Below are 26,012 nucleotides of genomic sequence, written 5' to 3' on the forward strand. Positions count from 1 at the left end.
CTTATTTCAGGACGGGACACTACAAGATTCTAAAAAGCTCGCTTCTTGCGGGCTTTTTTTATGGGTTGATTAAAATAAAACTAATTCCCCTGCCACCAGCTTTTTCGGTTCTCACAGTTTAAGGACTTAAGATTTTGATCTACCAGGTCGGCTAACAAAGCTTCTCCATTTTCTTTTAGCTTTAATTCAGCGAATTTGGCATCGCGATAACAAGGCTCAAGTCCTTCGGCAAACATAAAACTGTTGGTAGCCGGATATAAGCCTTCAAAGGTATTCTGCGGATTTTTCAGAATTAATTGCGCTGAGCGTGGCTGATCTAACGCACTTCGATCAAAACTGGATCTGACAACTCTTCCTTTCTCATCAAGCTGTACATAGCTTAGTACACGGGACTGATTTTCGAAATCTTGAATACTGATTTTAGGTTCTGATTGTTCTAATCTCTTCTCCGCTGCTAGTGCACTAAAATGCAGATCATAATTCAGCGCCATATAATCGCCTTGCAGAATTGATCGCGGATCTGCTGGTGCCAGTTCTACATAAATACTTTGGCTATCTCGAAGATGCCATTCATGTTGCGCAATCAATCCACAAAATAAGGCGATACTGAAAATAGCCAGATGCAAAGGAAGAAACTTTTTCATCTTGCCTCTCCTTCCTCATGTTGTAGTTTTGACTCCTTTAAAATATAGGTCAGTAACAAGACCAGTATCCCTGAAGCAAAGATACTAATACTTTTAAACAGAAAGCTTAAACCCAGATTGTAATACAGCATCCATAACCAGAAGATCAGCAATAAAATGGTAAGTGTCTGTATAAGTCGTTGCTGATAAACTACTGCCCATGCCATAAGCAGCATAATGATAAAAATCTCAAAATAGCCCAACAGAATAAGTAAGATGCTAAATACAGGAATTAACCAAAGCCATTTTTCATTAAATTGCTGCCAGTTTTGCCAAATAAAACTCAGTAGTAATAAGCTCGGAAAAACATAAAACAGCAGAACGTGGTCAAAGCTGATCTGCCCGATGCCCTGCCAGTGCTCTAATCCAGTCACCGATTGAACCACGGCTGAACCTGTCAACATAGCGATGATCCAGAGCAGAATACTTTTCTGATAAATTGAGGACTGCCAATATCTAGCGGTTAGGAATAGCCCGATATAAATGACATAGTTCAAGCTTAGAGCAAGCGTGATTACAATATCATCATGCTTAAAAGAGTTCTCTAATGCCAAAACGACAATTGCTAAAGCATGAGCTATCAAGAGTTGTAAGGTCAGAATGAACCAGTGCATCCGTTTGATCACAGTCAGAGCCAGCATCATTAATTGCAACAGCCACACTATAAACAGACTATTGGTGAGCAGTTCCGTATGAATTAATACCGCAGCTTGCCCGCAAACCCAAAGACAATAGGCAAACTGGCGTAAAAATATGGAATTCTTTTGACTTAATAATTTCCAAGCGATACCAATAAAAATGAGACCTAAAACAATTGAAACCGCTTTCCAATAGGTCAGCAATAGGATTGCCAGAATAATCCCAGCAATCCAGGCACCGAGTGCCAAAGGAATGACGGAGAATTTGGTTTGAGGAAATATTTTCTTGAGCGCAAAACTGATCAGCGCAAACCAGCCAAAGATCAGCATTGCCAAGATAAATAAACCAGCTGCTGAATTGGTAAGCCGATCGTCCAACAGTTCAAACAGCCATAGGCTCACACTGGCAGCCAAGCCTGCAATCAATAAAATGGTTTCTAATGCCTGATGCTTACGATAAAAATAAAATGCAGCACCTGCTGGTAGAACAACTGAAGAAGCCAGATAGATCAGCTGAAAATGATGGGTAAACTGCATCATACTGCTGATCGAAATCATGATGATGAATGCAATAAACAGATATCGCAGCAACGGGTAATAACGTATGACAAAGGCAAAACTAATGGCTGTAAGTAGATTCAAAGTCAGTAGATACAACCCTTCTGCCCGTATCATCCAGAAACTTTGTTTAAAGTAAAAATACAATGCCAGCTGAGTGACCACACAAAGCATGGCAAAAATACCGATATTGGATCGATATAGCCACGGCAAGAGTAATACAGCCCAGAGCAGAAATAACTGATAACTATCGGCACCAGTCTGATAGATCTGCCCAATCACAGCCAGACTTAAGCCCAGCATCAGGCCAGACAAGGTATCCAGACTCTGTCTGATCCATTCCCGCTGATTAAAGTAAATACTGGCTATTGCACTACAGACTAAAACCAGCATTGGAATTGCAAGTTGAACCTGATTCGGTAGCATCCACCAGTTCGCAGCCATTAAATACAGCAAACTGACTGCAATCAGCGCAACGCCCAAAATATTGAGATAACGCAAAACCTTTGCATCACAAAACAGCAAGGGAGAAAATGGATTATTATGGATCAGCTCGGTTTTCTTCATTGTCTGAATGATTGATCAATTTCTATTCTTAATAGCAACATAACATGTTTCCAGTTTTTTGCTAAAAGGCTGTAGTAATTCAAATAATCTGTTTTGCTTATCTGAAATTCTGCAAATTCGTGACTGGCCAAACTATACCATCTTTTAAAAACCAGGACTATAATGATCCCACATCGCTTCAGGGCGGGGTGAGATTCCCCACCGGTGGTAATTTCAGGGTAGTAAATCTTTCTATTTCTGAATCAGCCCACGAGCGGTCAATTTCAATTGATCTGCAGATCTGGTGTAAATCCAGAGCCGACGGTATAGTCCGGATGAAAGAAGACGAAAGCAGTACATCCTGTTTTATGCCTGGCATGAAACTGTTTTGCTATAAGCCTATTTTCACTATGTCCTGAAATGTTCAATCGTACTTTTACTTTACGTGAGCGTTTCAATGTCAAGTTTAATTCAACCCGAAATTTTCTTTTCCGCTTTAGCTCCCGCTGAACAGCGCATCCAACAAGCACTCGAAGACATCCGCCAAGGCAGACCTGTTCTGGTGATGGATGACTTTGACCGCGAGAATGAAGCCGACCTCATTGTTGCTGCAGAGACTTTGACTGTAGAAACCATGGCACGCATGATTCGCGATGGTTCCGGTATTGTCTGCCTGTGCCTGACTGATGAACTGGCCAATCATCTAGAACTGCCGCCAATGGTGCAGGATAACTCTAGCCAGTTTAAAACTGCCTTTACTGTAACGATTGAAGCTGCGGAAGGTGTGACGACTGGTGTATCTGCCAAAGACCGTACCACTACGATTAAAGCAGCCATTAAAGACGGTGCTGTCGCCAGTGATCTGAATCGTCCAGGTCATGTCTTCCCTTTACGTGCCCGTGAAGGCGGTGTGCTGACCCGTCGTGGTCATACCGAAGGTACGATTGATCTTGCACGTCTGGCGGGTTTAAGACCTGCCGGTGTTCTGTGTGAACTGACTAACCCAGATGGCACTATGGCTTCTGGCATTCAGGTATTGTCTTATGCACAGACACATCAGCTGACCGTGATCACCATTGATGAACTGGTGCATTACCGCCAGCAGCACAATGTCTAAGGCGTAAAGATAAAAAATCCCGGCTTAAGCCGGGATTTTTATTTTATATAAATATTTTTAGATGAGTACAGATAATATTCCATAGACTGCGACTACCAATAAAATCAAACCGCACAAACCAAGCAAATAAGGATACAGCTTGGATTTAGCAAAGCGTTGAAAGCCTAAATAAACTAATGATAGGGTCAAAAAATCCAGAACAATCCAGCTGATCGTTAGAATTACTAAACTGGAATCTAAGTTTGGAGTAATGCCGATGAACTGCGGGAAAAATGCAGCAAAGAAAATAATATCTTTGGGATTGGAGATCCCCACCAGAAAACCGGTTCGAAATCCTCCCTGTACTGGTTGCAAACCTTGTGAACTGGTTGGACCCTGCCCTTTCCAGACTTCCCGGAAAATCTGGATTCCTAGCCAGGCAATATATAAACAGCCAAGCAGCTTGATGCCATTCAGCCAGTTTTCATTAATGACTAATAAGCCTTTTAAGCTAAAAATAGATAAGGTGATCAATACCAGAGAAGCAAAATTCGTCCCGAAAATGGTCTGTAAAGCATGTTTATAGCCACCTTTCAGTCCAGTACTGGCAACTAGTAGCATAACAGGCCCAGGTGTGGCAATCATGATGACGACGGCCAGACAATAGAGAGCATATTCACTGATATTCACGCCATTTCCTCAGCTATCATGATTTTTTAATAAAAAAGAGGACTTATTCGTCCTCTTCCTGCATCTGAATCAGGTGCTGGCTCATCCCATCCGCCCGTAAAAAGGCCAAGTCATAACTGGCTTTGGCGAGTGCCAGTACCCGACGCTCGAATTCATCCCAAAGCGGACGTACCTGTTTGTAATGAATGCCTAAACCGCTTTCATCAGTAAAATGACGGTTCTTTTCACAGAGTTTCAAGGCATGGTAAAGCTTACGGCCCTTAGTCGCATCTTCACGCAGACGCACCCGTTTAGACAGGACAAATGTTTCCACTTTGGCCAGGTTTGCCATCGGCAGCATCGGGACCAAAATCTGATCTAGCTGTGCATCCAGCCGCTGCCAGACCGCAGTATGTTGATCTGCGTTATAACTGTTCCAGTGAATCACTTCATGATTAAAACGGCGGCAACCACGACAGACCGCATCACCAAATACGGTTGAGCAACGCCCTGCGCAAGGGGTCAAAGATGCAATACGACGATCCGAACTCAAAACTTACTCCAACTGTGCTGCAACTTCCAGCATCTGCATCATTGCATCAAAATCCTGGGTCGGCATGACTATACATGTTCTCCCTATCGATTTGAAGTCCGTTAAAACCCGGCCTTTTACTCGCTTATTCATTCAAATCACGTTAAAATATGCGCCTTTCAAATTATCATGCTACGTTGGAGTATTCCATGAACGCTACTGTAGAACAGCTTGCACCTGTAGAACAGCAAGCGACGACTGGTTGGGTTGTTGCCGCACTTTATCAATTCAAAGAAGTTCAAGACCCTGAGGGTCTGCAACAACGTCTTTTAGACTTGGTAAAAACCATCAACCTTTGCGGTACTCTAATTGTGGCAGGTGAAGGCATTAACGGTACCGTTGCGGGTAACCGTGAAGCCATCGATAAAGTACACCAGTTCCTGCTGGATGAAGGCTTCAACGAAATGGAATATAAAGAGTCGCATAGCTCTGACAAACCATTCCGTAAAATGAAGATCAAGCTGAAAAAAGAGATTGTGACTTTAGGTGTGCCGGTTAAGCCACGTGATCTGGTTGGCCATTATCTTGATCCTAAAGAATGGAATGAGCTGATTGCACGTGATGATGTGATTCTGGTGGATACTCGTAATGATTACGAATATAAAGCCGGTACCTTTAAAGGCGCAATCGATCCGAAAACTGAAACTTTCCGTGAATTCCCTGAATACGTGAAAAAGAATCTGGAACAGCACAAGGACAAGAAAATTGCCATGTTCTGTACCGGTGGTATTCGCTGTGAAAAATCAACTTCTTTATTGCTTCAGGAAGGCTTTAAAGAGGTATATCACCTGAAAGGCGGTATTCTGAAATACCTGGAAGAAACCCCAGCTGAAGAAAGTCTGTGGGAAGGTGAATGTTTCGTATTTGATGGCCGTACTGCGGTTACACATGGTGTGGAAGAAGGTCAAAATACCAAATGTCATGCGTGTGGCTGGCCATTAACACCTGAAGAAGCAGCGCTGCCAAGTTATGAACACGGCGTATCTTGTGTGTACTGCATCGATAAAACCACCGAGAAACAAAAAGAAGGTTTCCGTATGCGTCAATCGCAAATTCTGGCTGCAAAACGTAAACGTCTCTAACTCCAGTTTTGTAACCAAAAATATCTAAGCCCTCTTCGAAGGGCTTTTTATTTACATAAGCATTACATCTGCAATAAAAAACTTACCAATCCCTTACCAAGAACAGCATATTTTTACAGCCAAGCTTGATAGTCTTTATATCACATTACTTTGTTACCATAAGTCTTTCATTATTAATTAATTTTTTAAATGAAAAGGAAAACAAAATGGCCAATTCACTTGCTCGGGATTCAGATAATATTGTTAGATTCCAACCTAAAGAAAATACAAAACTGGAACGTATTACCCAAATGACAGATGAGCTGGAAGCAGAATCACATCTGTTTATTGTGATCTTGGGAACTATCATTGGTGCCATTCTTGCCCTGTTTATCGGCTACCATATTGAGGCTACAGCAGCACATTATTTACTGCTCAGTGCTCTGCCAGTTTGCCTGGCTTACAGCTTACGTAAAGTTTACATTTATACCTTAACCCATAGTTAATCCGCACTTGGCCATTTATATAACTTAACTTTACCCTCTTAAAAATACTGCTTAGGATACAAGCAGTATTCTTTATTTTGCCAATTCTATGAATCTGACTGAATGGATTATTTCTGTCATGGAACAGCTGGGCTACTGGGGCATTGCCCTGCTCATGTTTCTTGACAATGTCTTTCCCCCGATCCCCTCTGAAATTATTATGCCTTCTGCCGGCTATTCCGCTTCTCAGGGAGAATTACTGCTGGTTGGAGTCATTATTGCAGGCAGTATCGGTTCGTTATTGGCAGCGGCATTGCTCTATTGGATTGGCTACAAATTTAACCACGACAGTATTTTCAGATTCATAGACCGATATGGAAAATTCTTGTTTATCAAATCTAAAGACGTGAAAAAATCTCTGGAATGGTTCGAGCAGTATGGACACCGGATTGTATTCTTTGGCCGGATGGTTCCGGCAGTACGTTCCCTCATCAGTATCCCGGCCGGCATGAGCCATATGCCTTTCTGGAAATTCATGTTCTATAGTGGACTAGGTACTGTTATCTGGACCACGTTCCTGGCCTGTGTCGGTTTTTATTTTGGTGAAAATCAGGAATTGATGCACAAAATCTTTAGTCAGGTCAGTTATGTGATTATTGCGATTGTCGTGATCATCGTGGGCTGGGTTTTATACCGTAGACATCAACGTAAAAATCGCCCATCCTGAAGAGACCCCAGCATAAGGAGGCTAAAACGATGTCGCATTATCTTAAATATTTTGCCACCGTTTATCTGACTCTGGTCTTAATAGTCGGCATACTCATCTATGTATTCAATCTGGGCGCCATTCTGATGATTCCTGCCCTGATTGCCTCCGCCTTTCTCAGCGCCCGATACTTTGTGAAAAAAGAACTCCGACTACCCACCCAGGAAGAGAAAAGCAGACTGGTCTGGGGTTCCACGATTATTGCCATGACCTTTGGATTTATCTTTTTGTTTATAGTGATCTGGCTGCATCCACAGACGGAGGAAATCTATAGAAGAATGGCTTATACAGGACGCGGGCCAAACTCGTTCCTGGTGGCTACAAGTATTGCCTTACATGCCTTGCTGTTCCATATCGCCTATAATGGCTATGCGCGTTATAGCTTGAGCAAGCGTACGGGTGCCGATCATAAACCTTAGACTAGGTAATTAACTAGTCCAAACGTTGTACAAAACACCTGAGCTAAAAAAAGCACCTGACGGTGCTTTTTCATGGCGGGGCATGACTTATTCTGGTGTGTGGTACATCAGATATAATTCATTCAAGTTTTCTGGAATCTCTTCTGCAAGCTCATCCATTAACTGACCATTGCGACGGAAAGATTCCATTTGCGGATCTTCTTCATCGATGCCACTGAATACCATAATTGGCAGCGTTAAATCGACCAACTGTTCTTCAAATTCTTCTGTAAACCAGGCTTCTTCGTTCAGGAACATGGCATCTACAAAGCCCACACTCCAGTCACCTAGACTTGATTCGGTATCTGCTTCTTCAATTTCAAATGGGAAAGTGATCCCTTCTTCATTGGCCAAGCTTTGACGGATTGACTCTAACCATGCTTTAACCTGATTGATGATTTCTGCAGGCACTTTTTTCTGGTTGCCTTCAAAAAGCTCATCCATCCATTTGTCAAATTGCGGGCCTACTGCGATAGCACATAAGAAACCATGAGTTGCCGCAAAATCCAGACCATACTCATTTTGGTCGCCATCCAGATATTCACTCAACAGGTCTAAATCTAAAGCACTCATTTAACATCCAAACTTAGAAAACCGAAAGGATTAGCATAGCATTTATTCAGGCTATGCTAAATCTGAATTCGTTAATCTTCGTCGTCAAAGTCGTCATCATCGTCGAAGTCATAATCAAAATCTTTGAGTTCGCGTTCCAGGCGGCGTTGCGAGAGCAGATCATCAATTAAACGACGTTTTTCCAACGACTCTTTCGCACTTAGCTTACTCGATGCCTCATCGAAATTAACATCATCATCACCGTAGCTATCATCTAGTTCAAAATCTGTCGAAGACACTAAAACTACCTCGTAGTGAAAAATGTAAATGGGTCTAGGCGCTATTTATCTTGCCTTTAAAAACTTGTCAAGTTTTATTTATATATTTTGTATGTTTATACTAGTTAGCTCTTGTTTTTCTACAGCATAATTGTGTATTTATTAGCTGGTTAGATAGTGAACGCTTTTTATCCCATGGATGAGGGACGTTTCTAAAATTAGATTGGGAAATACACTTGAAAAGATAAACTTAGACCCAATATCGATATTCAATTGTTATTCAAACATATTTATAAAATCATGCTTGACTGATCAATTCCAAAAACTATTTCAGGTGAATTGTGCTATCATGCACGGTTTTTCACTGCCACAGATTCAACGAAGAGTAAGCAAAGATGAGCGATATGACTTCCCCTACTTCTCAAGTAGCGGCTCTGATTAGCCGAGGCAAAGAACAAGGTTACTTAACCTTCGCTGAGGTTAACGATCATCTCCCGGACTCCATCACAGAAAGCGAACAGATTGAAGACATCATTCAAATGCTGAATGATGTGGGTATTCCTGTCCATGATCGTGCGCCTGAATCTGATGATGCAATGTTCGAGGATACTGCAGAAGCTGCCGATGAAGTTGCAGAAGAAGAAGCTGCGGCTGTACTTGCATCTGTAGAAAACGAACCAGGTCGTACGACTGACCCTGTACGTATGTACATGCGTGAAATGGGTACCGTTGAACTTTTAACGCGTGAAGGCGAAATTAGCATTGCAAAACGCATTGAAGAAGGTATCCGAGACGTTCTTCACTCTATTGCTTACTGGCCGAATGCTGTAGAAGTTGTACTACAAGAATACAAAGATTATGAAGCTGGCGAACGCCGCCTTGCTGACATTCTGTCAGGTTATTTAGACCCTGAATCAGATGAAGAAATTCCAGAAGTACTGGAAGAAGTCGCTGAAATCGAAGAAGACGAAGAAGCAACGACCAAGTCAACCAAAGATGTAAAACTGGATGATGACGAGGAAGATGAAGAGTCTGATAGCGATGACGATTCTGAAGGTGACTCAGGCCCAGATCCAGAAATTGCCAAAGTTCGTTTTGCCGAACTTTCAGATGCCTGGAAAAATACCAAAGCGGTACTGGAAAAACACGGCCGTAACAGCAAAGAAGCAGAAGAAGCACTTCAAGCGCTTGCAACTGTGTTCATGATGTTCAAGTTCACCCCGCGTTTGTTCGATATCATTTCTGAAATGATTCGTGGTACACATGACCAGATCCGTGGTGCAGAACGTGAAGTGATGCGTTATGCCGTCCGTCGTGGCCGTATGGACCGTACCCAGTTCCGTACTACTTTCCCGGGTCAGGAATCGAATCCAGCCTGGTTAGATGAGCAAATTGCGAAAGCGACTGCTGATCAGAAAGCTTATCTGGAAAAAGTACGTCCTGACGTATTGGCCTTCCAGCAAAAAATCGCAGATATCGAAAAAGACCTTGATCTTAAAGTTCGTGACATCAAAGACATTGCCAAACGTATGGCAGTCGGTGAAGCGAAAGCACGTCGTGCCAAGAAAGAAATGGTTGAAGCAAACTTGCGTCTGGTCATTTCGATTGCGAAGAAATATACCAACCGTGGCTTGCAGTTCCTGGATCTGATTCAGGAAGGCAACATCGGTCTGATGAAAGCGGTAGACAAGTTTGAATACCGTCGTGGTTATAAGTTCTCGACTTATGCCACTTGGTGGATTCGTCAGGCGATTACCCGTTCAATCGCGGATCAGGCACGTACCATTCGTATTCCAGTGCACATGATTGAAACGATTAACAAGATCAACCGTGTATCTCGTCAATTGCTTCAGGAAATGGGCCGTGAACCGACACCGGAAGAACTGGGCGAACGTCTGGAAATGGACGAAGTGAAGGTTCGTAAAGTACTGAAAATCGCTAAAGAACCGATTTCGATGGAAACACCAATCGGCGATGATGAAGATTCGCATTTGGGTGACTTCATTGAAGACAGCAACATCACCTCACCAGTGGATGCTGCTACTTCAGAAGGCCTGAAAGAAGCGACTCGCGAAGTACTGGAAAACCTGACTGAACGTGAAGCGAAAGTCCTGAAAATGCGTTTCGGTATCGACATGCCAACGGATCATACTTTGGAAGAAGTCGGTAAACAGTTCGATGTAACCCGCGAACGTATCCGTCAGATCGAAGCGAAAGCTCTACGTAAGTTACGTCACCCTTCCCGTTCTGAACATCTGCGTTCATTCCTGGAAAATGACTAAGATTTAATACAATTTTGGAGACTTGAAATTTCATCTCTCGCCTCCATTTTGTATTGCAATACACCCAAACGCCTGCGCTACGCAGGCGTTTCGAATAGGGGAACTACATGTTAGACCGTACACCATCTCGTGAACTCCGCGAAGATCTTTGGGTTTTTCCAATGGATTACCCAATCAAACTCATTGGCCTTGCAGGTGAAGAACTGCTGAATGCAGTTGTTGAGATTTTTACCAAACATTTCCCTGACTTTGATGGCGATAGCGTAAGCATCACTCCATCTCGTACTGGTAAATATCATTCGATCACTGCTCAGCTACGTTTCCTTGAACTGGAACAGGTTCATGCCGTATATGCTGATCTTGCAGCTTGCCCACTGATCAAGACTGCACTTTAAGATTATTCTGCTCCAACCTTGGCAAATTAAAAGACACGCTTTCGGGCGTGTTTTTTATATGTGTGACCAGCTCACCAACAATTACTACGAATCCCTCCCCTATCCATTGCTGAAATCATTATAATTATTTTCAGTATGATTTAATTTTCTAAGGACGCACACTGTGACAGCTGCGGTTCAAAAACCCTCCCTGATTATCCGTCAATATAATAACCTGACTCCCTACGAAGACCGTTTTCTGGAAATGAAAAGCTTCACGGAAAACCGTGATGAAAATACGCCTGATGAGTTATGGATTTTGCAGCACCATGATGTACTGACCCAAGGTCAGGCAGGCAAACCGGAACATATCCTGATTCCAACTGATATTCCTGTCATTCAAACCGACCGTGGTGGTCAAGTCACTTGGCATGGTCCTGGTCAGCTCGTCGCATACTTTATGTTTGACCTGAATCGTCTGGGTTGGAATGTCCGTAGATTGGTGTCGTATGCTGAAAACCTGATGATCCAGCTCCTAAAAAATCATGGCATTGAAGCCTATGCCAAACCCGATGCTCCGGGCGTCTATGTGAATGAGCGTAAAATTGGTTCTCTCGGCTTCAAGATTCGTAAAGGCCGTAGCTATCATGGCCTGTCTTTAAATATTGATTGCGACCTGACTGGTTTCCATACCATTAACCCTTGCGGCTATGCAGGTCTGGAAATGGTGCGAATTAATGACCTCGTCAGCAATCCGCCAAAGTTTAATGACTTATGTGTTGAAATTATTGAAACTTTAAGCAGCAGCGGTTACTTTAATCAGGTGAACGTCGAGCAAAGATAAAGCCTTTGCATTTTAACAATAAATAAATTAGAGTAATTACTCTAAACAAATAATATCAAGATAGGGATCATCACGTGATTGCGACAAAATCCGTAAAACCCGCTTTGCAGCTTGCCTATGTCAAACTGATGATGGATATCATTGGCCGTGGCCTGGTCATGGCAAGTCAGGTAGACCCAGAAATCAAACAGGAAGTTGCCCAGTTTCCCGCCAATTTCAGGCTTTCAATGAATGTTTTTCCGCATGGCCCGGCCTTCGTTGCCCGGGTCACGGAACAACATCAGCTGGAACTGGTCAAAGACAGCAGCATCAAGCCAGACCTGACCATTACCTTTAAGCATCTGCATCATGCCTTTCTGGTGTTTTCCTTTCAGGAAAGCACGTCTCAGGCCTTTGCCAATGACCGCATGATTGCCAATGGTGATATTTCCTATGCGATCCGTCTGGTACGTTGCCTGAATAAAATGGAAGCGCTGATCTTGCCGAAAATGGTGGCGCAACTGGCAGTAAAAGAATACCCGAATAATCTGAGACTCAAAGATAAAATCATGGAAGCGAGCAGCATCTACTTAAAAGTCGCTCAATCTTATTTGAAACGGAGTGTATAACATGGCAAAACCTTATTATGAATTTTTCTGTCCAGTCAAAGTGATTGCTGGTCATGCCGCGTTAGAACACATTCCTTTTGAACTGGCCACTTTAGGTGCTAAACGTCCACTGATCATTACTGATAAAGGGGTACGTGCCAATAACCTGCTGGCGCCGATTGAAGCTGCTTTTGAATCGACCGATGCCAAAATTGCAGCGATTTTTGATGATGTACCGCCAGATTCTAGTTTAGGTACAGTGCGTAGCGCAGCACAGCTTTATCGTGATCATGATTGCGATGCCATTATTGCTGTTGGCGGCGGTTCAGTGATTGATACTTCAAAAGCGACCAATATTCTAGTCTCTGAAGGTGGTGACGACTTACTCAAATATTCTGGTGCGCATAATCTGCCTAAACCGCTGAAGCCATTTTTCGTAATTCCTACGACTTCAGGAACTGGTTCTGAAGTGACGATGGTTGCTGTGGTATCGGATACTGAAAAGAATTTGAAAATGCCATTCGCATCCTATTACCTAATGCCGCATGCTGCGATTCTGGATCCACGTATGACCCAGACCCTGCCACCGCATCTGACTGCCATGACAGCCATGGATGCGATGACACATGCTGTAGAAGCCTACACGTGTATGGCAGCCAATCCAATTTCCGATGCCTATGCCACAGCTGCAGTGAAAAAGGTCAGTGCCAACCTGTTTAATGTACTCGACAACCCAGCTGATGCTCAAGGTCGTCTGGAGCTGGCTCAAGCCTCTACTATGGCTGGTATTGCCTTCTCCAATTCAATGGTGGGCCTGGTGCACTCGCTTGGACATGCTCTAGGTGCAGTCGCGCATTTGCCGCATGGCCTATGTATGAACCTGTTCCTGCCTTATGTGCTGGAATATAACAAGGAAGTCAATGGTGACAAGATTGCCGAGCTGCTACTACCATTAGCGGGTGCGGATATCTATGCACAGACGCCAGCACACCTACGTGCAGACAAGACCATTGCTACAATTTTAACCATGCGTGATCGAATCTATAGCTTGACCAAATTACCGCGCACATTAAGTGAAACAGGTAAGATTTCTGAAGCACAGCTGGATGAAGTTACTGAAAAAGCATTAAATGATGGTTCCATCATTTACAACCCGAAAGAAGCCAGTTTGGAAGATCTGAAATCTATCTTAAAAAAGGCTTGGTAATTACTGAAAAATAAGCCAATATAGCGAAAAATTTAAGCCTGATGTTTTTTTAGACATCGGGCTTTTATCTTGCAGGAAATCGCTGTTTTTTGCTTCGAATGGCACATTTCGTGCAGGCCTAAATTCAAAAAATAGCTAGTAAAAGCCGTAATTTTAAAGTAGATTGGCGCGCTTTTATAGAAAATTGTAGGGGGGATCGTTCGTCTCAAACGATCCTTATTAAATATGACTGATCCTTGATCAACGATTAAGAGGATAACGCCGTTGACAAATTTCTCTGGGACTCAATCGGCAGCTAAACTGCAAAAAACGCTAGGGCTCTGGCACATCATTATTATTGGTTTAGCTTACATTCAACCAATGACCTTATTTGATACTTTTGGTTTGGTATCTGAAGAAAGTCATTTGCATGTTCCTACTTCTTACATCATTGCCCTGATTGCAATTTTGTTTACATCGATCAGCTATGGTCACATGATTCGCCGTTACCCTTCTTCGGGTTCGGCTTATACCTATGCCCAAAAATCGATTCATCCGAATATTGGCTTTATGGTGGGCTGGTCTTCTTGGCTGGATTATCTGTTATCCCCAATGGTGAACATCATCCTGGCAGTGATCTATCTTGAAGCACTGTTTCCTGATGTGAACCATTGGGTCTGGGTAATCGTACTGACTGCCTTTATGACCGGGGTAAACCTGCGTGGTGCACGCTTCGTGGCGAACTTTAACAGTTTGATCGTACTGGTACAGTTATTGGTGATCGGTATCTTTACCTGGATGGTATTTACCAAACTGCAGGCCGGTTTCAATGCTGATGGTCCGATTACAGCTGAACAGCGTTACCAGCTTTGGAGTCTTGAACCGTTCTGGAATGAACTGACTTCAGTTGGCGCCTTGATTACTGGTGCGACCTTACTGTGCTTCTCATTCACTGGTTTTGACTCTTTAAGTTCTCTGGCAGAAGAAACCAAAGATACTGAAAACACCTTGCCTAAAGCGATTTTCTTGACTGCTTTAATCGCTGGTGTGATTTTCATTATCAGTACTTACTTCATGCAGTTGTACTTCCCTTCTACACCGGGTTCTTACTTCAAGAATATTGCTGAAACTCAGCCAGAAATCCTACTTCTTGTCGGTGGCTCACTGTTCCAGTCTTATGTGCTGACTTTTGCGATCATTACCGTAATGGCGTCTGGTATTTCTGCTCACGCAGGTGTATCACGTCTAATGTATGTCATGGGTCGTGATGGCGTGATCAACAAGAAAATCTTTGGTCATATCAGTCCGAAAAGCTATACGCCAAACTACAACATTCTGATTGTAGGTGCAGTGGCCTTAACTGCTGGCTTCATGGATCTGGATATCGTGATTTCAATGATTAGTTTCGGTGCCTTGACTGCGTTTACATTCGTAAACCTGTCAGTGATTTCACGTTATGCACTGCGTGATGGTCGTACTAAAACCGCAAAAGACATTTTTAGCTTTGTGGTCATCCCGATGCTTGGTTTTATCAGTATCTTTGCGATGTGGCTGGAAATTGAAGAAACTGCACTGAAATACGGTTTATGGTGGGCGATGTTCGGTATTTTGTACCTGGGTTATAAAACCAAGGGCTTTAAGCACCCTGCTCCACAACATAACGAGTTTGAATAATCGATATTGTTCATACTTAAAAAGGCGCTTTATGCGCCTTTTTTTATTTTCTTGGATAATGGACTGGGCTTATTGTAGGCGACAGTCAAAACCCATCTGGGTATTGACCCGGTTATTTTGAAAGCCCAATTTTTCAATAAACAGATCATGATTGGATAATAGTTTCTGATCTTCCGGACTGAGTCGAGCCTTGTTCTTTACCGCCATTTGATACATTTCATTCACCACGCCCTGAAAAATATCACAAACTTCCTGACGTTTGGCTGGTTTCATCTGACGTCCACGCCAAGTCCACTCGAAATCATCACGGCTAAGGATTTTGCCCCATTGCTCAATGCGGCTATTTAAGCGCCGTTGCATCGCTGCCAGCCCTTGGCGGATTTATTCCTGAGTAATGGGCTGAGCTGTATCTTGTGATGATACTGATTGCTGTGGCGCTTCTTGAGCCTGTGTCATCATGCTGGCCAGCAATAACGTACTACAGCTTGCTAAAAACCATCCTTTTTTCTACATTCTCAACAGCTTATCTACAAGATTACCTGAAAGACCAAACATGTACCTGTATCTGTTACATAAAATAAAAAAGCTGCCTTTAGGCAGCTGTTTAAATCGGTACGATGAACTTAAAGCGGTTTAAAACCCTGTTGACGCCAAGCTTCATAGACAATCACAGCTGTTGCATTGGACAGATTCAAGCTGCGTGAATTCTCGGCCATTGGCAGACGAATCCAGTGCTCTTTTGGGAACATCATACGTACATGCTCTGGCAAGCCACGAGTTTCTGATCCCATCAACAAGGCTACAGAACGATTTAGATCTGAGGTATGCGGGGTTTCAAAACCTTTGGTGGTCAGCGGATAAACCGCATCCACACCTACGCCCTTAGTAGCCAGATCGGCCAGACACTCTTCAATATTTTCCCAAATCTGCATATTGGCATATTCATGATAATCGAGACCGGCACGTCTTAGTTTTTTATCATCCAGTTCAAAGCCAAGGGGCTTGACCAAATGTAACTGTGCTCCCGTATTTGCGCATAGGCGAATAATATTACCTGTATTGGCAGGAATTTCAGGTTCATATAAAACAACATGGATCACAGCTTTTCTCTACTTTTGGGAGTTTAGTGGCCATTTAGGACCACTTCAATTTTTCACGTAAACGCACCACTTCACCAATAATGGTCAAGGTTGGTGCCTGAATATGGTGCTCATTCACTTTCGATGCAATATCTTGGAGCGTTCCCACCACCACTTTTTGCTCTGGTGTGGTGCCTTTTGAGACCAAGGCCACTGGCATATCTGGACGCTGACCATGCTCAATCAATTGTGCACAGATTTTTTCCAGTCCCACCAGTCCCATATAAAGTACCAGTGTCTGGTTTTCATAAACCAGTTCATTCCAAGGCAGTTCAGGAGAACCTTCTTTTAAATGACCTGTCAGGAAACGCACGCTTTGTGCATAATCACGATGAGTGAGCGGAATACCAGCATAAGCTGAACAGCCTGAAGCTGCGGTAATGCCAGGCACGACCTGAAAGGCCACGCCAGCAGCAAACAGCTCTTCAATCTCTTCACCGCCACGACCAAAGATAAACGGATCACCGCCTTTTAGACGACAGACTCGCTTGCCTTCGCTGGCATATTTCACCAGTAAGGCATTAATCCCTTCTTGTGGCACCGCATGATTGGACCTCGCCTTACCGACATAGATCTTTTCTGCATCACGGCGACAGAGATCCATAATCGGTGCAGAGACCAAACGGTCATAGATCACCACATCGGCCTGCTGCATCAAGCGTAAGGCTTTTAGCGTCAATAACTCCGGATCACCCGGTCCGGCACCGACCAGATAAACCTCACCTTTTGGCTTTTGCCATTCATTTAAGGCTTGTTCAATCAAACGGTCGGCTTCAGCCAGATTTTCATTAAATACCTGTTCTTTCAAAGGACTGGCATATAAATCTTCCCAGAAGATACGGCGTTCATCGGGATTAGTGATCTTGGCTTTAACTGCACTACGCCACTTACCAGAGAACTCAGCCAGTTTACCCATACCATGCGGAATGGTAGCTTCAAGCTGAGTGCGGATCTGACGAGACAATACTGGTGAAGTACCGTTACTCGCGACTGAAATAACCAGTGGTGAGCGGTCGATAATTGCTGGCACCATGAAACGGCAATGTGGTGGATCATCAACACTGTTGACCAGCACATTTTCAGCTTCACAGTCTTCAAACACCTGACGGTTGACTCCAGCATCATTGGTCGCTGCAATCACCAGACGGTAGGAACGTAGAGGAATTTCAGAATTGAAAGGTGCCTGAACATATTGACCGGCGGTCGCTTGAACAATCTCAAGCAGACTCGCTTCGATCTCAGGTGCAACCACCGAAATGACTGCCCCTGCTTTCTGTAGCAATACCGCTTTACGGTATGCAATATGTCCACCACCGACAATCAGACAAGGTTGCTGTTGCAACTTTAACGAGATTGGAAAGATATCCACAAAATACCTCAAAAAGTTTTAAATCTGACTGTCTAAGCAATTTTCATGCACATTTTGGTGCATACACCGACATTTAGTCGATGTAAGTTGCACCACCCATATACGGACGCAGTACTTCAGGGATCTCAATTGAACCATCAGCACGTTGATAGTTTTCCATGACCGCCAGTAAAGTACGACCTACAGCCAGACCTGAACCATTCAGCGTATGTACGAATTCAGTTTTTTTCTGGTCAGCACGGTAACGCGCTTTCATACGGCGTGCCTGGAAATCCCACATATTTGAGCAAGATGAAATCTCACGATACGTATTTTGACTTGGCACCCAGACTTCAAGGTCATAAGTTTTGCATGCACCAAAGCCCATATCACCGCCACACAGAATGATTTTACGGTATGGCAGACCTAATGCTTGCAAAATACCTTCTGCATGACCAGTTAACTCTTCCAGTGCCTGCATAGAGTCTTCAGGTTTTACAATCTGAACCATCTCAACTTTGTCGAACTGGTGTTGACGGATCAGACCACGGGTATCACGGCCATATGAACCGGCTTCACTACGGAAACATGGGGTATGTGCTGCATATTTCAGTGGCAGACGGTCGGCATCGATGATTTCATCACGCACGAAGTTGGTTACAGGTACTTCAGCCGTAGGGATCAGGTAGAATTCTTTCTCACCTTGCAGCTTGAACAGGTCTTCTTCAAATTTCGGTAACTGACCTGTACCACGTAAAGAATCTGCATTCACCAAATAAGGTACATAGGCTTCGGTATAGCCATTTTTAGTGGTATGCGTATCCAGCATGAACTGAGTGATGGCACGTTGCAGACGCGCTAAAGGACCTTTCAGAACGCTAAACCGTGAACCAGTCAATTTGGTCGCAGTTTCAAATTCCAGACCACCCATCATTTCGCCCAGGTCAGTATGGTCTTTGATTTCAAAGTCAAATTCGCGTGGTGTACCCCATTTCAGGACTTCCACATTGTCATTTTCATCTTTACCTTCAGGTACAGATTCATCTGGCAGGTTTGGAATAGACAGTGATTTTTCTTCTAGTTCAGCTTGCAGCTCAGCCAGTGCAGCTTCAGCAGCCTTGATTTCATCACCAATTGAAGACATGCGTGCCATGATTTCAGAGGCATCGCCACCTGCTTTTTTGATCTGACCCACTTGCTTGGCACCGGCATTACGCTCAGCTTGCAAGGATTCAGTTTTGGATTGAATCTCTTTACGTCGAGCTTCTAATGATGCCCACTCCTCAACATTCAGTTGAACACCACGTTTTGCCAAGGCTAAATTTACAGCCTCAATATTATTTCTAAGTAATTTCGGGTCGATCATAGCCAATCTTTGGATAAGAAAAAAACTGGCTATAGTGTAAGCTCTTAACGTCAAAAAATACAGTGACTGACCTACCGGCTGGAGTTTATTAGCGCAATATTTAAAGGCTTGTTTGAGGCAAAAGCGATAAATATTCAGGCCGGATGATCTCTCTTAATGCTGTATAAGGTACTTTTAATTCTGCCATATCACTGATTGTCTTGTTCAACTCGCCTGCCGGATAAACCAGTACCAAGCCCTGACTGTCAAAATAATAATTATCACTCAGTGCTAGTTTCTGCTGGGTGATTTGATAACGATCCAGCCAGTCTTTATTTGCTTGATATAGAGTCTGTTTCAGTTTTTCATCTGTATTACCGCACATAACCTGATGAAGAGCTAGACGTTTCTTTTGTTTTAGATCCAGATTGACATATTCAGTATGAGATTGGGGCTGTGCTGCACGTTCAGGCTGATGGGCAGTTTTAAATATAAAAGTGGCCAGATGCGCATGCTGATTCAGGTAATTCACCTGAATGGAACGTTGATCAATAAATTTTGGCTGATCCTTTGCTTTAATTTTATTACTGGTCACTTTGCTAAAAGCGACCGGCTCAGTACGCTGAATACGCTCCATGAAGTATTGATCAATCCAACTCATATTGGTATCTACAGTCTGCAAATCAAAGCGCACACAACCTTCGATTTCACACACGACCTGATTGGCATCTTTAACTGGAACTATTTTGGATTGGATTTCTCCTGTGTCTTCTGATTGCGCGGATGTAGTGACTGAAGAGGTTTGAGGCTGACAGGCAAATAGCCCGAGATTCAGACACAAGATACAACCGATCCAGCCTATTTTACATGAAGTCATTTTCATCCTGAGCTCCTAAAATTTTGCAATTTCATTGACTCAACTTTTGTTTATTCTAAAACACCCGAACTTCTAGATATACGCCAACCTTGTAATGACTCCAGATCCATCTCGATCAGGAACAAAAAAAAGCAACCCGAAGATTGCTTTTTTGTTGAGTTGATCTTGATGTTTATTGATCAATAATGTCTGTGCCTTTTGGCGGGGTAAAGTTAAATGTAGATGCCGGAATCGTGGTATTCAGTTTGACATTACTGAATTTAATATTGGTAGTCTGGCCTAATGAATCTTGCAAAATCATCAAGCTAGGCGCTTTGTTCGCACCAAAACTGATAGTCAGGCTTTCAAAAACCCCATCGGTATTTTTCGGATAAAGCGTGTAATAGGTTTTAGCTTTATTCGGCTGAGTTACGCGATAAGATTGCATAATCTGGCTAGTATTGCCGGACAATAATAATGCCGGTGTATTTGCCACTTGATCGTCTAGACTCTGACGCACTGCTTGCTGCAAGTCTGGATCATAGATCCATACGGTTTTACCAGTAGTAGCAATAGTCTGTTTCGACGGGCTTGAAGTTTCCCAGTAGAATTTACCCGGACGCGCCACTTTCATCACACCTTTAAAGGTCTGGTTCATGTGCTGCGCAGTCAAGCCTTTTTTCTGGGTCGCTTTCGGATTCGTGACTTTAGTCGTTTGTTCAAAATTTGCAGTTAAGCTACGGATATTGCTGAGCTGTTTCACCAGATTCGCAGTAGCTTGCTGCTCCGTCGCTGCAGTTGCGGCAAATACAGTCGTGCTCATGACAGGTGCCAGTGTCGCCGTACCGATTGTTATGGCACATACAGTTTTACGAAGCATACTCATAATCTCACCTTTTTGTATTTGCATATCGCTATTTATCTAATGACTCATCTTAAACCAATTTCTCAAACTAAGATGATAGAAAATAAGAAGTTTTGTATTGTTATTAATGCAGAATTCCTACTTTTATTCATCATTATGAAGATTCAATAGTGATATTTACATTCGCTGTCACAGCTTTATAAGCCGATAAACCTTCACGCATAAAAAAACCCACAGAAACTGTGGGTCTTTTTTCTATCTCAGCAAATTATGCTTCAACAGATACGTAGCGACGGCCAAATTGACCTTTCACTTCGAATTTTACTACGCCATCAGCAGTAGCAAATAATGTATGGTCACGGCCCATACCTACGTTTTGACCAGCGTGGAATTCAGTACCACGTTGACGAACGATGATGTTACCTGCAGTTACAGTTTGGCCACCGTAAACTTTAACACCTAACATCTTAGGATTCGAATCACGACCGTTCTTAGTCGAACCACCGGCTTTTTTAGTTGCCATGTCTATTTACTCCTAGTAATTAGCCTGAGATACCAGTAATTTTCAACTCAGTGAACCATTGACGGTGACCTTGTTGTTTACGGTAGTGCTTACGACGACGCATTTTGATGATGCGGATTTTGTCGTGACGACCATGGCTAACTACTTCTGCAGTTACTTTAGCGCCAGCTACAACTGGAGCACCGATTTGAATGCTATCACCGTTTACAAGCATAAGTACGTCATCAAACGTAATTGTTGAACCAGTTTCAGCTTTCAATAATTCAACTTTAAGGGTTTCACCCTCAACTACACGGTGCTGTTTACCACCGCTTTGGATTACTGCGTACATAATGTACTCCAAACATGCCCGTGTCGACGTGCCGATAAAGGAATATATCGATCTTAAAACGCGCGCCACTGGGGGTTATACAAGGGCAAAGATTTTAAGGGATATTATAAGAAACAACAAGCCATTTTAAGGAAATAATCATGAACTCCATTATAAAGCCTATAAATCATTAAATTATTCATTCAAAATCAAAGATTAATATTGGATATAATGGCCAAAAAAAGGATACTCAATTCCGAGTTTTCCGGCTGCCTGAGAATGTTTAGAAAAAAACTTTAGCGGAAAGATATTGTTCATTTTTTAAATGTCAAAATTTAGGCTAAACTCAAAGAAGTGCTATAAAAAGCTGATTTTTAGTGGAGTTTGTGCTTTTCTTAGCTTTCACTCATGTTATAAATTGTTAAACTACCCGCTGCGATTTACCAAACTAGAGGTTTTCTTTCACATGGCCATCGACTTTAAGCAAGATATTCTCGCTCCTGTTGCTAACGACTTTGCTGCGATGGACACATTCATTAACGAAGGAATTACCTCAAAAGTAGCGCTGGTGATGGCGGTCAGCAAGCATGTGGTTGAAGCTGGCGGCAAGCGCATGCGCCCAATCATGTGCCTGTTGGCAGCGAAAGCCTGTGGTGCCGTAGAATTGGAACAGCATCGCAAACTGGCAGCCATTATCGAAATGTTGCATACGGCAACTCTAGTTCATGATGATGTCGTCGATGAGTCAGGTTTGCGTCGTGGCCGTCCAACTGCCAATGCCACATGGAACAATCAGACAGCTGTGCTAGTGGGTGACTTCCTGATTTCGCGTGCCTTTGATTTACTGGTCGACCTTAACAATATGACCCTGCTCAAAGACTTCTCTACGGGTACCTGCGAAATTGCCGAAGGCGAAGTTCTGCAACTACAATCGCAACATCAGCCAGAAACCTCAGAAGAAACTTATTTAAGTATTATTCATGGCAAGACTTCTCGCCTGTTTGAGTTGGCGACCGAAGGTGCCGCTATTCTTTCCGACAAGACTGAATTCCGCGAACCATTACGTAAATTCGCTGGTCACTTCGGTAATGCCTTCCAGATTATTGATGACATTCTGGACTATACCTCTGATGCTGAAACCCTAGGTAAAAACATCGGTGATGACCTGATGGAAGGTAAACCTACCCTGCCATTGATTGCTGCCATGAAGAATACAACTGGGGAATCGCATGAAATTATCCGTCGCAGTATTGCAACGGGCGGAACAGATCATTTGGCAGAAGTCATCAAGATTGTAAATGATTCTGGCGCCTTGGATTATTGCCGCCAGCGTGCAACCGAAGAAACAGAAATTGCAATTCAAGCCTTGAATGCACTACCCGATTCAGAGTATCGTCAGGCCCTCGTTAATCTGGCCAAACTGGCTCTTCACCGGATTCAATAGCCGCTTATCTCGCCTATGCATATTAATTTTCTTGATATTTTTCAAAGCATGCAGCATCAGCTTGAACAACCACAAGCGGTGCTGGATGAGAATCTGCTCATCCAACTTGTAGAACGTATACGCCCAGAAGACAGCAGAAATACAGAAGAAATCGAAACAAAATTTAATGCATTTATCCGGGCTTTACTGCTCACTCCCAATGCAGTCTTAACCTTACAAAGTTTCACTTTAAGAATTATCAACCGCTATAAACAAGCCAGTCTGTTTTCCGATACCGGGATTCTTTCTCTGGATGGTTTCTGGAACCAGCTGAATCAGCGGATCGGGGCGCATATCCTGCCGGTGATTCCAGATCATTTACAGCTTCAGGAATTGTTCCGCAAGATTTTCTATTTGCGTACCGATAAATACTGGCTGGATTATTTTGATGAAGCGGATTGGCAGCGACTTTTTGCTGTTGTAAATCAGGGTCATTCCAATCAGGTAGAAAAAACCCGAATCAAAGATCAGATCATTAAAGCACTAACGATTCTGTCCTACCGGGTGAGTGGGATCGGCCTGCATCCTGAATTTATTAATGCCCAGCCTGAGCTCATGGAATATGAATCACCTTTTCTGGTGCAAAACCGTGAGATTATTGAATTTATCCAGGAATATAAAAAACGCTATAACACTGTAGAACTGGTAGATGCGATTACGCCGCCAGATGCTTCTCAAGCTCTGGTCATGCTGGAGCAGTGTCACGATGTTGTCGCCAAAATTCGCCGCTCTACCAAACGGATTGGGGTCAGTGTCAGCCTGACCTATATGCTGGCCTTGCTGGAACAGTGTCTGGAACGGATTGAAATCCTGTTGAATATGGTGCTGGATGACGATGATCTGCGTTATCAGTCCATTGGTCTGTTTATCGCAGATATTACCGAAGCGATTTATAGCGAACGCAGTGTGCGTGCCTTACTGACTACCAATAGTGAACTCCTGGCTTTACAGGTAACTGAAAATGCCAGTAAGACTGGTGAACATTACGTAAGTACCGACAAGCAAGGCTTTTTGGCCATGTACAAATCGGCAGCCGGTGCCGGTATCATCATTGCCTTTATGGCCTCGCTGAAAGTCTTAATGGCGCGTGTCACGATGGCACCTTTAATGCAAGCCTTTAGCTATAGCATGAACTATTCGCTCGGTTTTATGCTCATTCATGTGCTGCACTTTACCGTTGCAACCAAACAGCCAGCGATGACTGCAGCTGCACTGGCTTCTACCGTACAACAGCGTAAGGGTTCGAAAACTGCCCAGATTGCTGAACTGGCTGCACTGATTGTGAATATCATTCGGACCCAGTTTGTCGCGATTCTTGGGAATATTTCAATCGCAATTCCGGTTGCAGCACTGATTGCCCTGATGTGGGAATTTGCCCTACATGAGCCATTAATGACACATGCCAAAGCAGCCAAAACCTTATATGACCTGAATCCATTTACTTCTTTAGCGATTCCTCATGCAGCAGTGGCTGGAGTATGTTTATTCCTGTCAGGCCTATTAGCCGGTTATTTCGATAATATGGCAGTGTATCGGAAGGTCGGTCCTCGTCTAAGAGCTCATGTGCGCCTGTCACAACTGATGGGACAAGAACGTTTGCATCGATTTGCTGACTATATTGAACGTAATCTGGGTGCACTGGCGGGTAATTTTATTTTTGGGGTTATGTTGGGCAGTATGGGTACCATCGGTTTCATTCTCGGCTTGCCTTTAGATATTCGTCATATTGCCTTTGCGTCTGCCAACTTTATCCAAGGACTAATCAATATTAATGGTCCAGATATTGGACTCATTATCATCTCTTTCCTGGGTGTTCTGCTGATTGGTCTGACTAACCTTTTTGTAAGTTTCAGCCTGACCATTATTGTGGCATTACGCGCACGACGGGTGCGTTTCGAACAGTGGAAACCGCTCGCTAAACTGGTCATGACCCATTTCCTGACTCGCCCAAGTGAGTTTTTCTGGCCGCCGAAGCAATCTATTGAAATTGACGAAAATCATACATACACAAAACTGTAAAATTGCGAGAATATTTGGGCATTTAGGTACAAAATCCCATAAGTAAAAAATGGAATTTGCATAAAATACGCACTCTTGAAAAAAAGTGTACTGACAAGTACACTTTAGCGCAGACAGTTAACCGGCTGAATAACGGTTAAAAGGACAAGGATTTTTGGCATGCATTACTTGTTACTTATTGTCGGAATTTTATTTTTAATTTTCAGTGTGTTATTTCTTGATATTGCAACTTTAAGCCAGTTGGATGTGCTTGCAATTGAATGGATTAGCGGCTATCGCACAGAATTTTTAAATCAAATTAATCAGTCCTTATCAGTGATAGGTGGCATGCCATTTGTATTATTTTTATCCACACTATGGTGTATTTTTCTACTGTGGTATAAAAAGCATGCAAGCGTAATTTTTATATGTATCGGAATTATCGGAGGAATTCTCCTAGGCTGGCTTTTAAAATTCAGTATTGCCCGACCTCGACCAGCAGAGTCTTTTCATCTGGTTGAAAGCTATGGAAGCTCCTTCCCGAGTGCCCATAGCGTCTATGCAGCCTGTCTCGGCTGTCTGGCAGTGTTCATATATCGGCAACATCCCCGACATACCATCATCTGGATGGGTGCAGGTGCATGGATGCTGATTATGGGTATTTCAAGAGTTTATCTAGGTGTACATTTTCCTTCAGATGTCATATCCGGCTGGAGTATAAGTTTTATTTGGATTTCGTTGTGGTATATGGTCTGGATCAGATATTGCACGGCTCACAAATAAAAAAATTTAGATAAGAATCCAATTGAGGTGGAA

General features: G+C 43.2%; 28 protein-coding genes, 1 pseudogene and 1 riboswitch. Of the genes and pseudogenes, 14 read left to right on the forward strand and 15 right to left on the reverse strand.

Going from position 1 to position 26,012, the window contains the following annotated elements; translation table 11 throughout:
- Nucleotides 1-80 precede the first annotated feature (80 nt).
- Nucleotides 81-644 (reverse strand): GDYXXLXY domain-containing protein, encoded by a 564-nt coding sequence (locus B3Q46_RS09060; RefSeq protein ID WP_004784847.1) that lies wholly within the window; start codon nt 642-644, stop codon nt 81-83.
- A complete protein-coding gene (locus tag B3Q46_RS09065; protein WP_004784848.1) occupies nt 641-2,446 on the reverse strand; it encodes a DUF2157 domain-containing protein in 1,806 nt (601 codons plus the stop codon). The genes B3Q46_RS09060 and B3Q46_RS09065 overlap by 4 nt, the downstream gene beginning before the upstream one ends.
- 171 nt (nt 2,447-2,617) lie before the next feature.
- Nucleotides 2,618-2,776, forward strand: a riboswitch (FMN riboswitch).
- A gap of 106 nt (nt 2,777-2,882) precedes the next feature.
- Between B3Q46_RS09065 and ribB the strand changes: the two genes are divergently transcribed.
- On the forward strand, nt 2,883-3,542 hold the full coding sequence (gene ribB, locus B3Q46_RS09070; RefSeq protein WP_004784851.1) for a 3,4-dihydroxy-2-butanone-4-phosphate synthase: 660 nt from the start codon (nt 2,883-2,885) through the stop codon (nt 3,540-3,542).
- 57 nt (nt 3,543-3,599) lie between these two features.
- On the opposite strand, the gene B3Q46_RS09075 is transcribed toward ribB, so the two are convergent.
- From B3Q46_RS09075 to B3Q46_RS09085, 3 genes are read right to left on the reverse strand one after another with little or no spacing between them, the layout of a single operon-like run.
- Nucleotides 3,600-4,211 (reverse strand): LysE family translocator, encoded by a 612-nt coding sequence (locus tag B3Q46_RS09075; RefSeq protein WP_004784853.1) that lies wholly within the window; start codon nt 4,209-4,211, stop codon nt 3,600-3,602.
- A 43-nt stretch (nt 4,212-4,254) separates the two neighbouring features.
- Nucleotides 4,255-4,743 carry a DUF1289 domain-containing protein gene (locus B3Q46_RS09080; protein WP_004784856.1) on the reverse strand — a complete coding sequence of 163 codons (489 nt, stop codon included), beginning with the start codon at nt 4,741-4,743 and terminating at the stop codon, nt 4,255-4,257.
- A 3-nt stretch (nt 4,744-4,746) separates the two neighbouring features.
- Entirely contained in the window at nt 4,747-4,875 is a 129-nt protein-coding gene (locus B3Q46_RS09085) for a hypothetical protein (protein WP_262477638.1), read from the reverse strand.
- A gap of 56 nt (nt 4,876-4,931) precedes the next feature.
- Here B3Q46_RS09085 and B3Q46_RS09090 point away from each other — a divergent pair, with 56 nt between their 5' ends.
- The 4 genes from B3Q46_RS09090 (at nt 4,932) to B3Q46_RS09105 (ending at nt 7,513) form a co-directional block, all read left to right on the forward strand.
- Nucleotides 4,932-5,864: a rhodanese-related sulfurtransferase gene (locus tag B3Q46_RS09090; RefSeq protein WP_004784858.1), complete on the forward strand. Its 933-nt coding sequence runs from the start codon at nt 4,932-4,934 to the stop codon at nt 5,862-5,864.
- A gap of 206 nt (nt 5,865-6,070) precedes the next feature.
- A complete protein-coding gene (locus tag B3Q46_RS09095; RefSeq protein ID WP_004784859.1) occupies nt 6,071-6,349 on the forward strand; it encodes a hypothetical protein in 279 nt (92 codons plus the stop codon).
- A gap of 88 nt (nt 6,350-6,437) precedes the next feature.
- Complete coding sequence (locus B3Q46_RS09100; protein ID WP_004784864.1) at nt 6,438-7,055, forward strand: DedA family protein; 618 nt, start codon at nt 6,438-6,440, stop codon at nt 7,053-7,055.
- A gap of 29 nt (nt 7,056-7,084) precedes the next feature.
- Nucleotides 7,085-7,513 carry an ABZJ_00895 family protein gene (locus B3Q46_RS09105; RefSeq protein WP_004784865.1) on the forward strand — a complete coding sequence of 143 codons (429 nt, stop codon included), beginning with the start codon at nt 7,085-7,087 and terminating at the stop codon, nt 7,511-7,513.
- 87 nt (nt 7,514-7,600) lie between these two features.
- Here the strand turns inward: B3Q46_RS09105 and B3Q46_RS09110 are convergent, their stop codons facing one another.
- Entirely contained in the window at nt 7,601-8,125 is a 525-nt protein-coding gene (locus B3Q46_RS09110; RefSeq protein ID WP_004784868.1) for a YecA family protein, read from the reverse strand.
- 71 nt (nt 8,126-8,196) lie between these two features.
- Nucleotides 8,197-8,403, reverse strand: a complete 207-nt coding sequence (locus tag B3Q46_RS09115) for a PA3496 family putative envelope integrity protein (RefSeq protein WP_004784869.1) — start codon at nt 8,401-8,403, stop codon at nt 8,197-8,199.
- 374 nt (nt 8,404-8,777) lie between these two features.
- Between B3Q46_RS09115 and rpoD the strand changes: the two genes are divergently transcribed.
- From rpoD to B3Q46_RS09145, 6 genes are all read left to right on the forward strand, one after another.
- The gene (gene rpoD / locus B3Q46_RS09120) at nt 8,778-10,664 is read left to right on the forward strand and encodes an RNA polymerase sigma factor RpoD (RefSeq protein ID WP_004784872.1); all 1,887 of its coding nucleotides are present in this window, start codon (nt 8,778-8,780) and stop codon (nt 10,662-10,664) included.
- A 107-nt stretch (nt 10,665-10,771) separates the two neighbouring features.
- Nucleotides 10,772-11,059 carry a YbeD family protein gene (locus B3Q46_RS09125; RefSeq protein WP_004784874.1) on the forward strand — a complete coding sequence of 96 codons (288 nt, stop codon included), beginning with the start codon at nt 10,772-10,774 and terminating at the stop codon, nt 11,057-11,059.
- 163 nt (nt 11,060-11,222) lie between these two features.
- Nucleotides 11,223-11,882 carry a lipoyl(octanoyl) transferase LipB gene (lipB, locus tag B3Q46_RS09130; protein WP_004784876.1) on the forward strand — a complete coding sequence of 220 codons (660 nt, stop codon included), beginning with the start codon at nt 11,223-11,225 and terminating at the stop codon, nt 11,880-11,882.
- Between the two features lie 74 nt (nt 11,883-11,956).
- Nucleotides 11,957-12,490, forward strand: a complete 534-nt coding sequence (locus B3Q46_RS09135; protein ID WP_004784877.1) for a hypothetical protein — start codon at nt 11,957-11,959, stop codon at nt 12,488-12,490.
- A gap of 1 nt (nt 12,491) precedes the next feature.
- On the forward strand, nt 12,492-13,676 hold the full coding sequence (locus tag B3Q46_RS09140; protein WP_004784880.1) for an iron-containing alcohol dehydrogenase: 1,185 nt from the start codon (nt 12,492-12,494) through the stop codon (nt 13,674-13,676).
- A gap of 264 nt (nt 13,677-13,940) precedes the next feature.
- The gene (locus B3Q46_RS09145; protein WP_004784881.1) at nt 13,941-15,329 is read left to right on the forward strand and encodes an APC family permease; all 1,389 of its coding nucleotides are present in this window, start codon (nt 13,941-13,943) and stop codon (nt 15,327-15,329) included.
- 69 nt (nt 15,330-15,398) lie between these two features.
- Here B3Q46_RS09145 and B3Q46_RS09150 read toward each other — a convergent pair.
- From B3Q46_RS09150 to rplU, 8 genes and pseudogenes are all read right to left on the reverse strand, one after another.
- A pseudogene (locus B3Q46_RS09150) lies at nt 15,399-15,788 on the reverse strand (hypothetical protein).
- Between the two features lie 164 nt (nt 15,789-15,952).
- Nucleotides 15,953-16,429 carry a tRNA (cytidine(34)-2'-O)-methyltransferase gene (locus B3Q46_RS09155; RefSeq protein WP_004784885.1) on the reverse strand — a complete coding sequence of 159 codons (477 nt, stop codon included), beginning with the start codon at nt 16,427-16,429 and terminating at the stop codon, nt 15,953-15,955.
- A 34-nt stretch (nt 16,430-16,463) separates the two neighbouring features.
- Nucleotides 16,464-17,837: a siroheme synthase CysG gene (cysG, locus tag B3Q46_RS09160; RefSeq protein ID WP_004784888.1), complete on the reverse strand. Its 1,374-nt coding sequence runs from the start codon at nt 17,835-17,837 to the stop codon at nt 16,464-16,466.
- A 73-nt stretch (nt 17,838-17,910) separates the two neighbouring features.
- Nucleotides 17,911-19,182, reverse strand: a complete 1,272-nt coding sequence (gene serS / locus B3Q46_RS09165) for a serine--tRNA ligase (RefSeq protein ID WP_004784891.1) — start codon at nt 19,180-19,182, stop codon at nt 17,911-17,913.
- A 100-nt stretch (nt 19,183-19,282) separates the two neighbouring features.
- Nucleotides 19,283-20,044 carry a hypothetical protein gene (locus B3Q46_RS09170; protein ID WP_004784893.1) on the reverse strand — a complete coding sequence of 254 codons (762 nt, stop codon included), beginning with the start codon at nt 20,042-20,044 and terminating at the stop codon, nt 19,283-19,285.
- Nucleotides 20,045-20,210: 166 nt separating this feature from the next.
- Nucleotides 20,211-20,903 carry an outer membrane lipoprotein chaperone LolA gene (gene lolA, locus B3Q46_RS09175; RefSeq protein ID WP_004784895.1) on the reverse strand — a complete coding sequence of 231 codons (693 nt, stop codon included), beginning with the start codon at nt 20,901-20,903 and terminating at the stop codon, nt 20,211-20,213.
- Between the two features lie 247 nt (nt 20,904-21,150).
- Nucleotides 21,151-21,405 (reverse strand): 50S ribosomal protein L27, encoded by a 255-nt coding sequence (rpmA, locus tag B3Q46_RS09180; protein WP_004784896.1) that lies wholly within the window; start codon nt 21,403-21,405, stop codon nt 21,151-21,153.
- Nucleotides 21,406-21,424: 19 nt separating this feature from the next.
- Entirely contained in the window at nt 21,425-21,736 is a 312-nt protein-coding gene (gene rplU / locus B3Q46_RS09185; protein WP_004784898.1) for a 50S ribosomal protein L21, read from the reverse strand.
- 445 nt (nt 21,737-22,181) lie between these two features.
- Between rplU and sdsA the strand changes: the two genes are divergently transcribed.
- The 3 genes from sdsA (at nt 22,182) to B3Q46_RS09200 (ending at nt 25,979) form a co-directional block, all read left to right on the forward strand.
- Nucleotides 22,182-23,159 (forward strand): All-trans-nonaprenyl-diphosphate synthase, encoded by a 978-nt coding sequence (sdsA, locus tag B3Q46_RS09190; RefSeq protein ID WP_004784900.1) that lies wholly within the window; start codon nt 22,182-22,184, stop codon nt 23,157-23,159.
- 15 nt (nt 23,160-23,174) lie between these two features.
- Nucleotides 23,175-25,217 (forward strand): site-specific recombinase, encoded by a 2,043-nt coding sequence (locus B3Q46_RS09195; protein ID WP_286714927.1) that lies wholly within the window; start codon nt 23,175-23,177, stop codon nt 25,215-25,217.
- A 159-nt stretch (nt 25,218-25,376) separates the two neighbouring features.
- A complete protein-coding gene (locus B3Q46_RS09200; RefSeq protein ID WP_034701676.1) occupies nt 25,377-25,979 on the forward strand; it encodes a phosphatase PAP2 family protein in 603 nt (200 codons plus the stop codon).
- The last annotated feature ends 33 nt before the right edge of the window (nt 25,980-26,012 follow it).

This window comes from Acinetobacter sp. UBA2581 (assembly GCF_002339435.1).
GTDB lineage: Bacteria > Pseudomonadota > Gammaproteobacteria > Pseudomonadales > Moraxellaceae > Acinetobacter > Acinetobacter variabilis.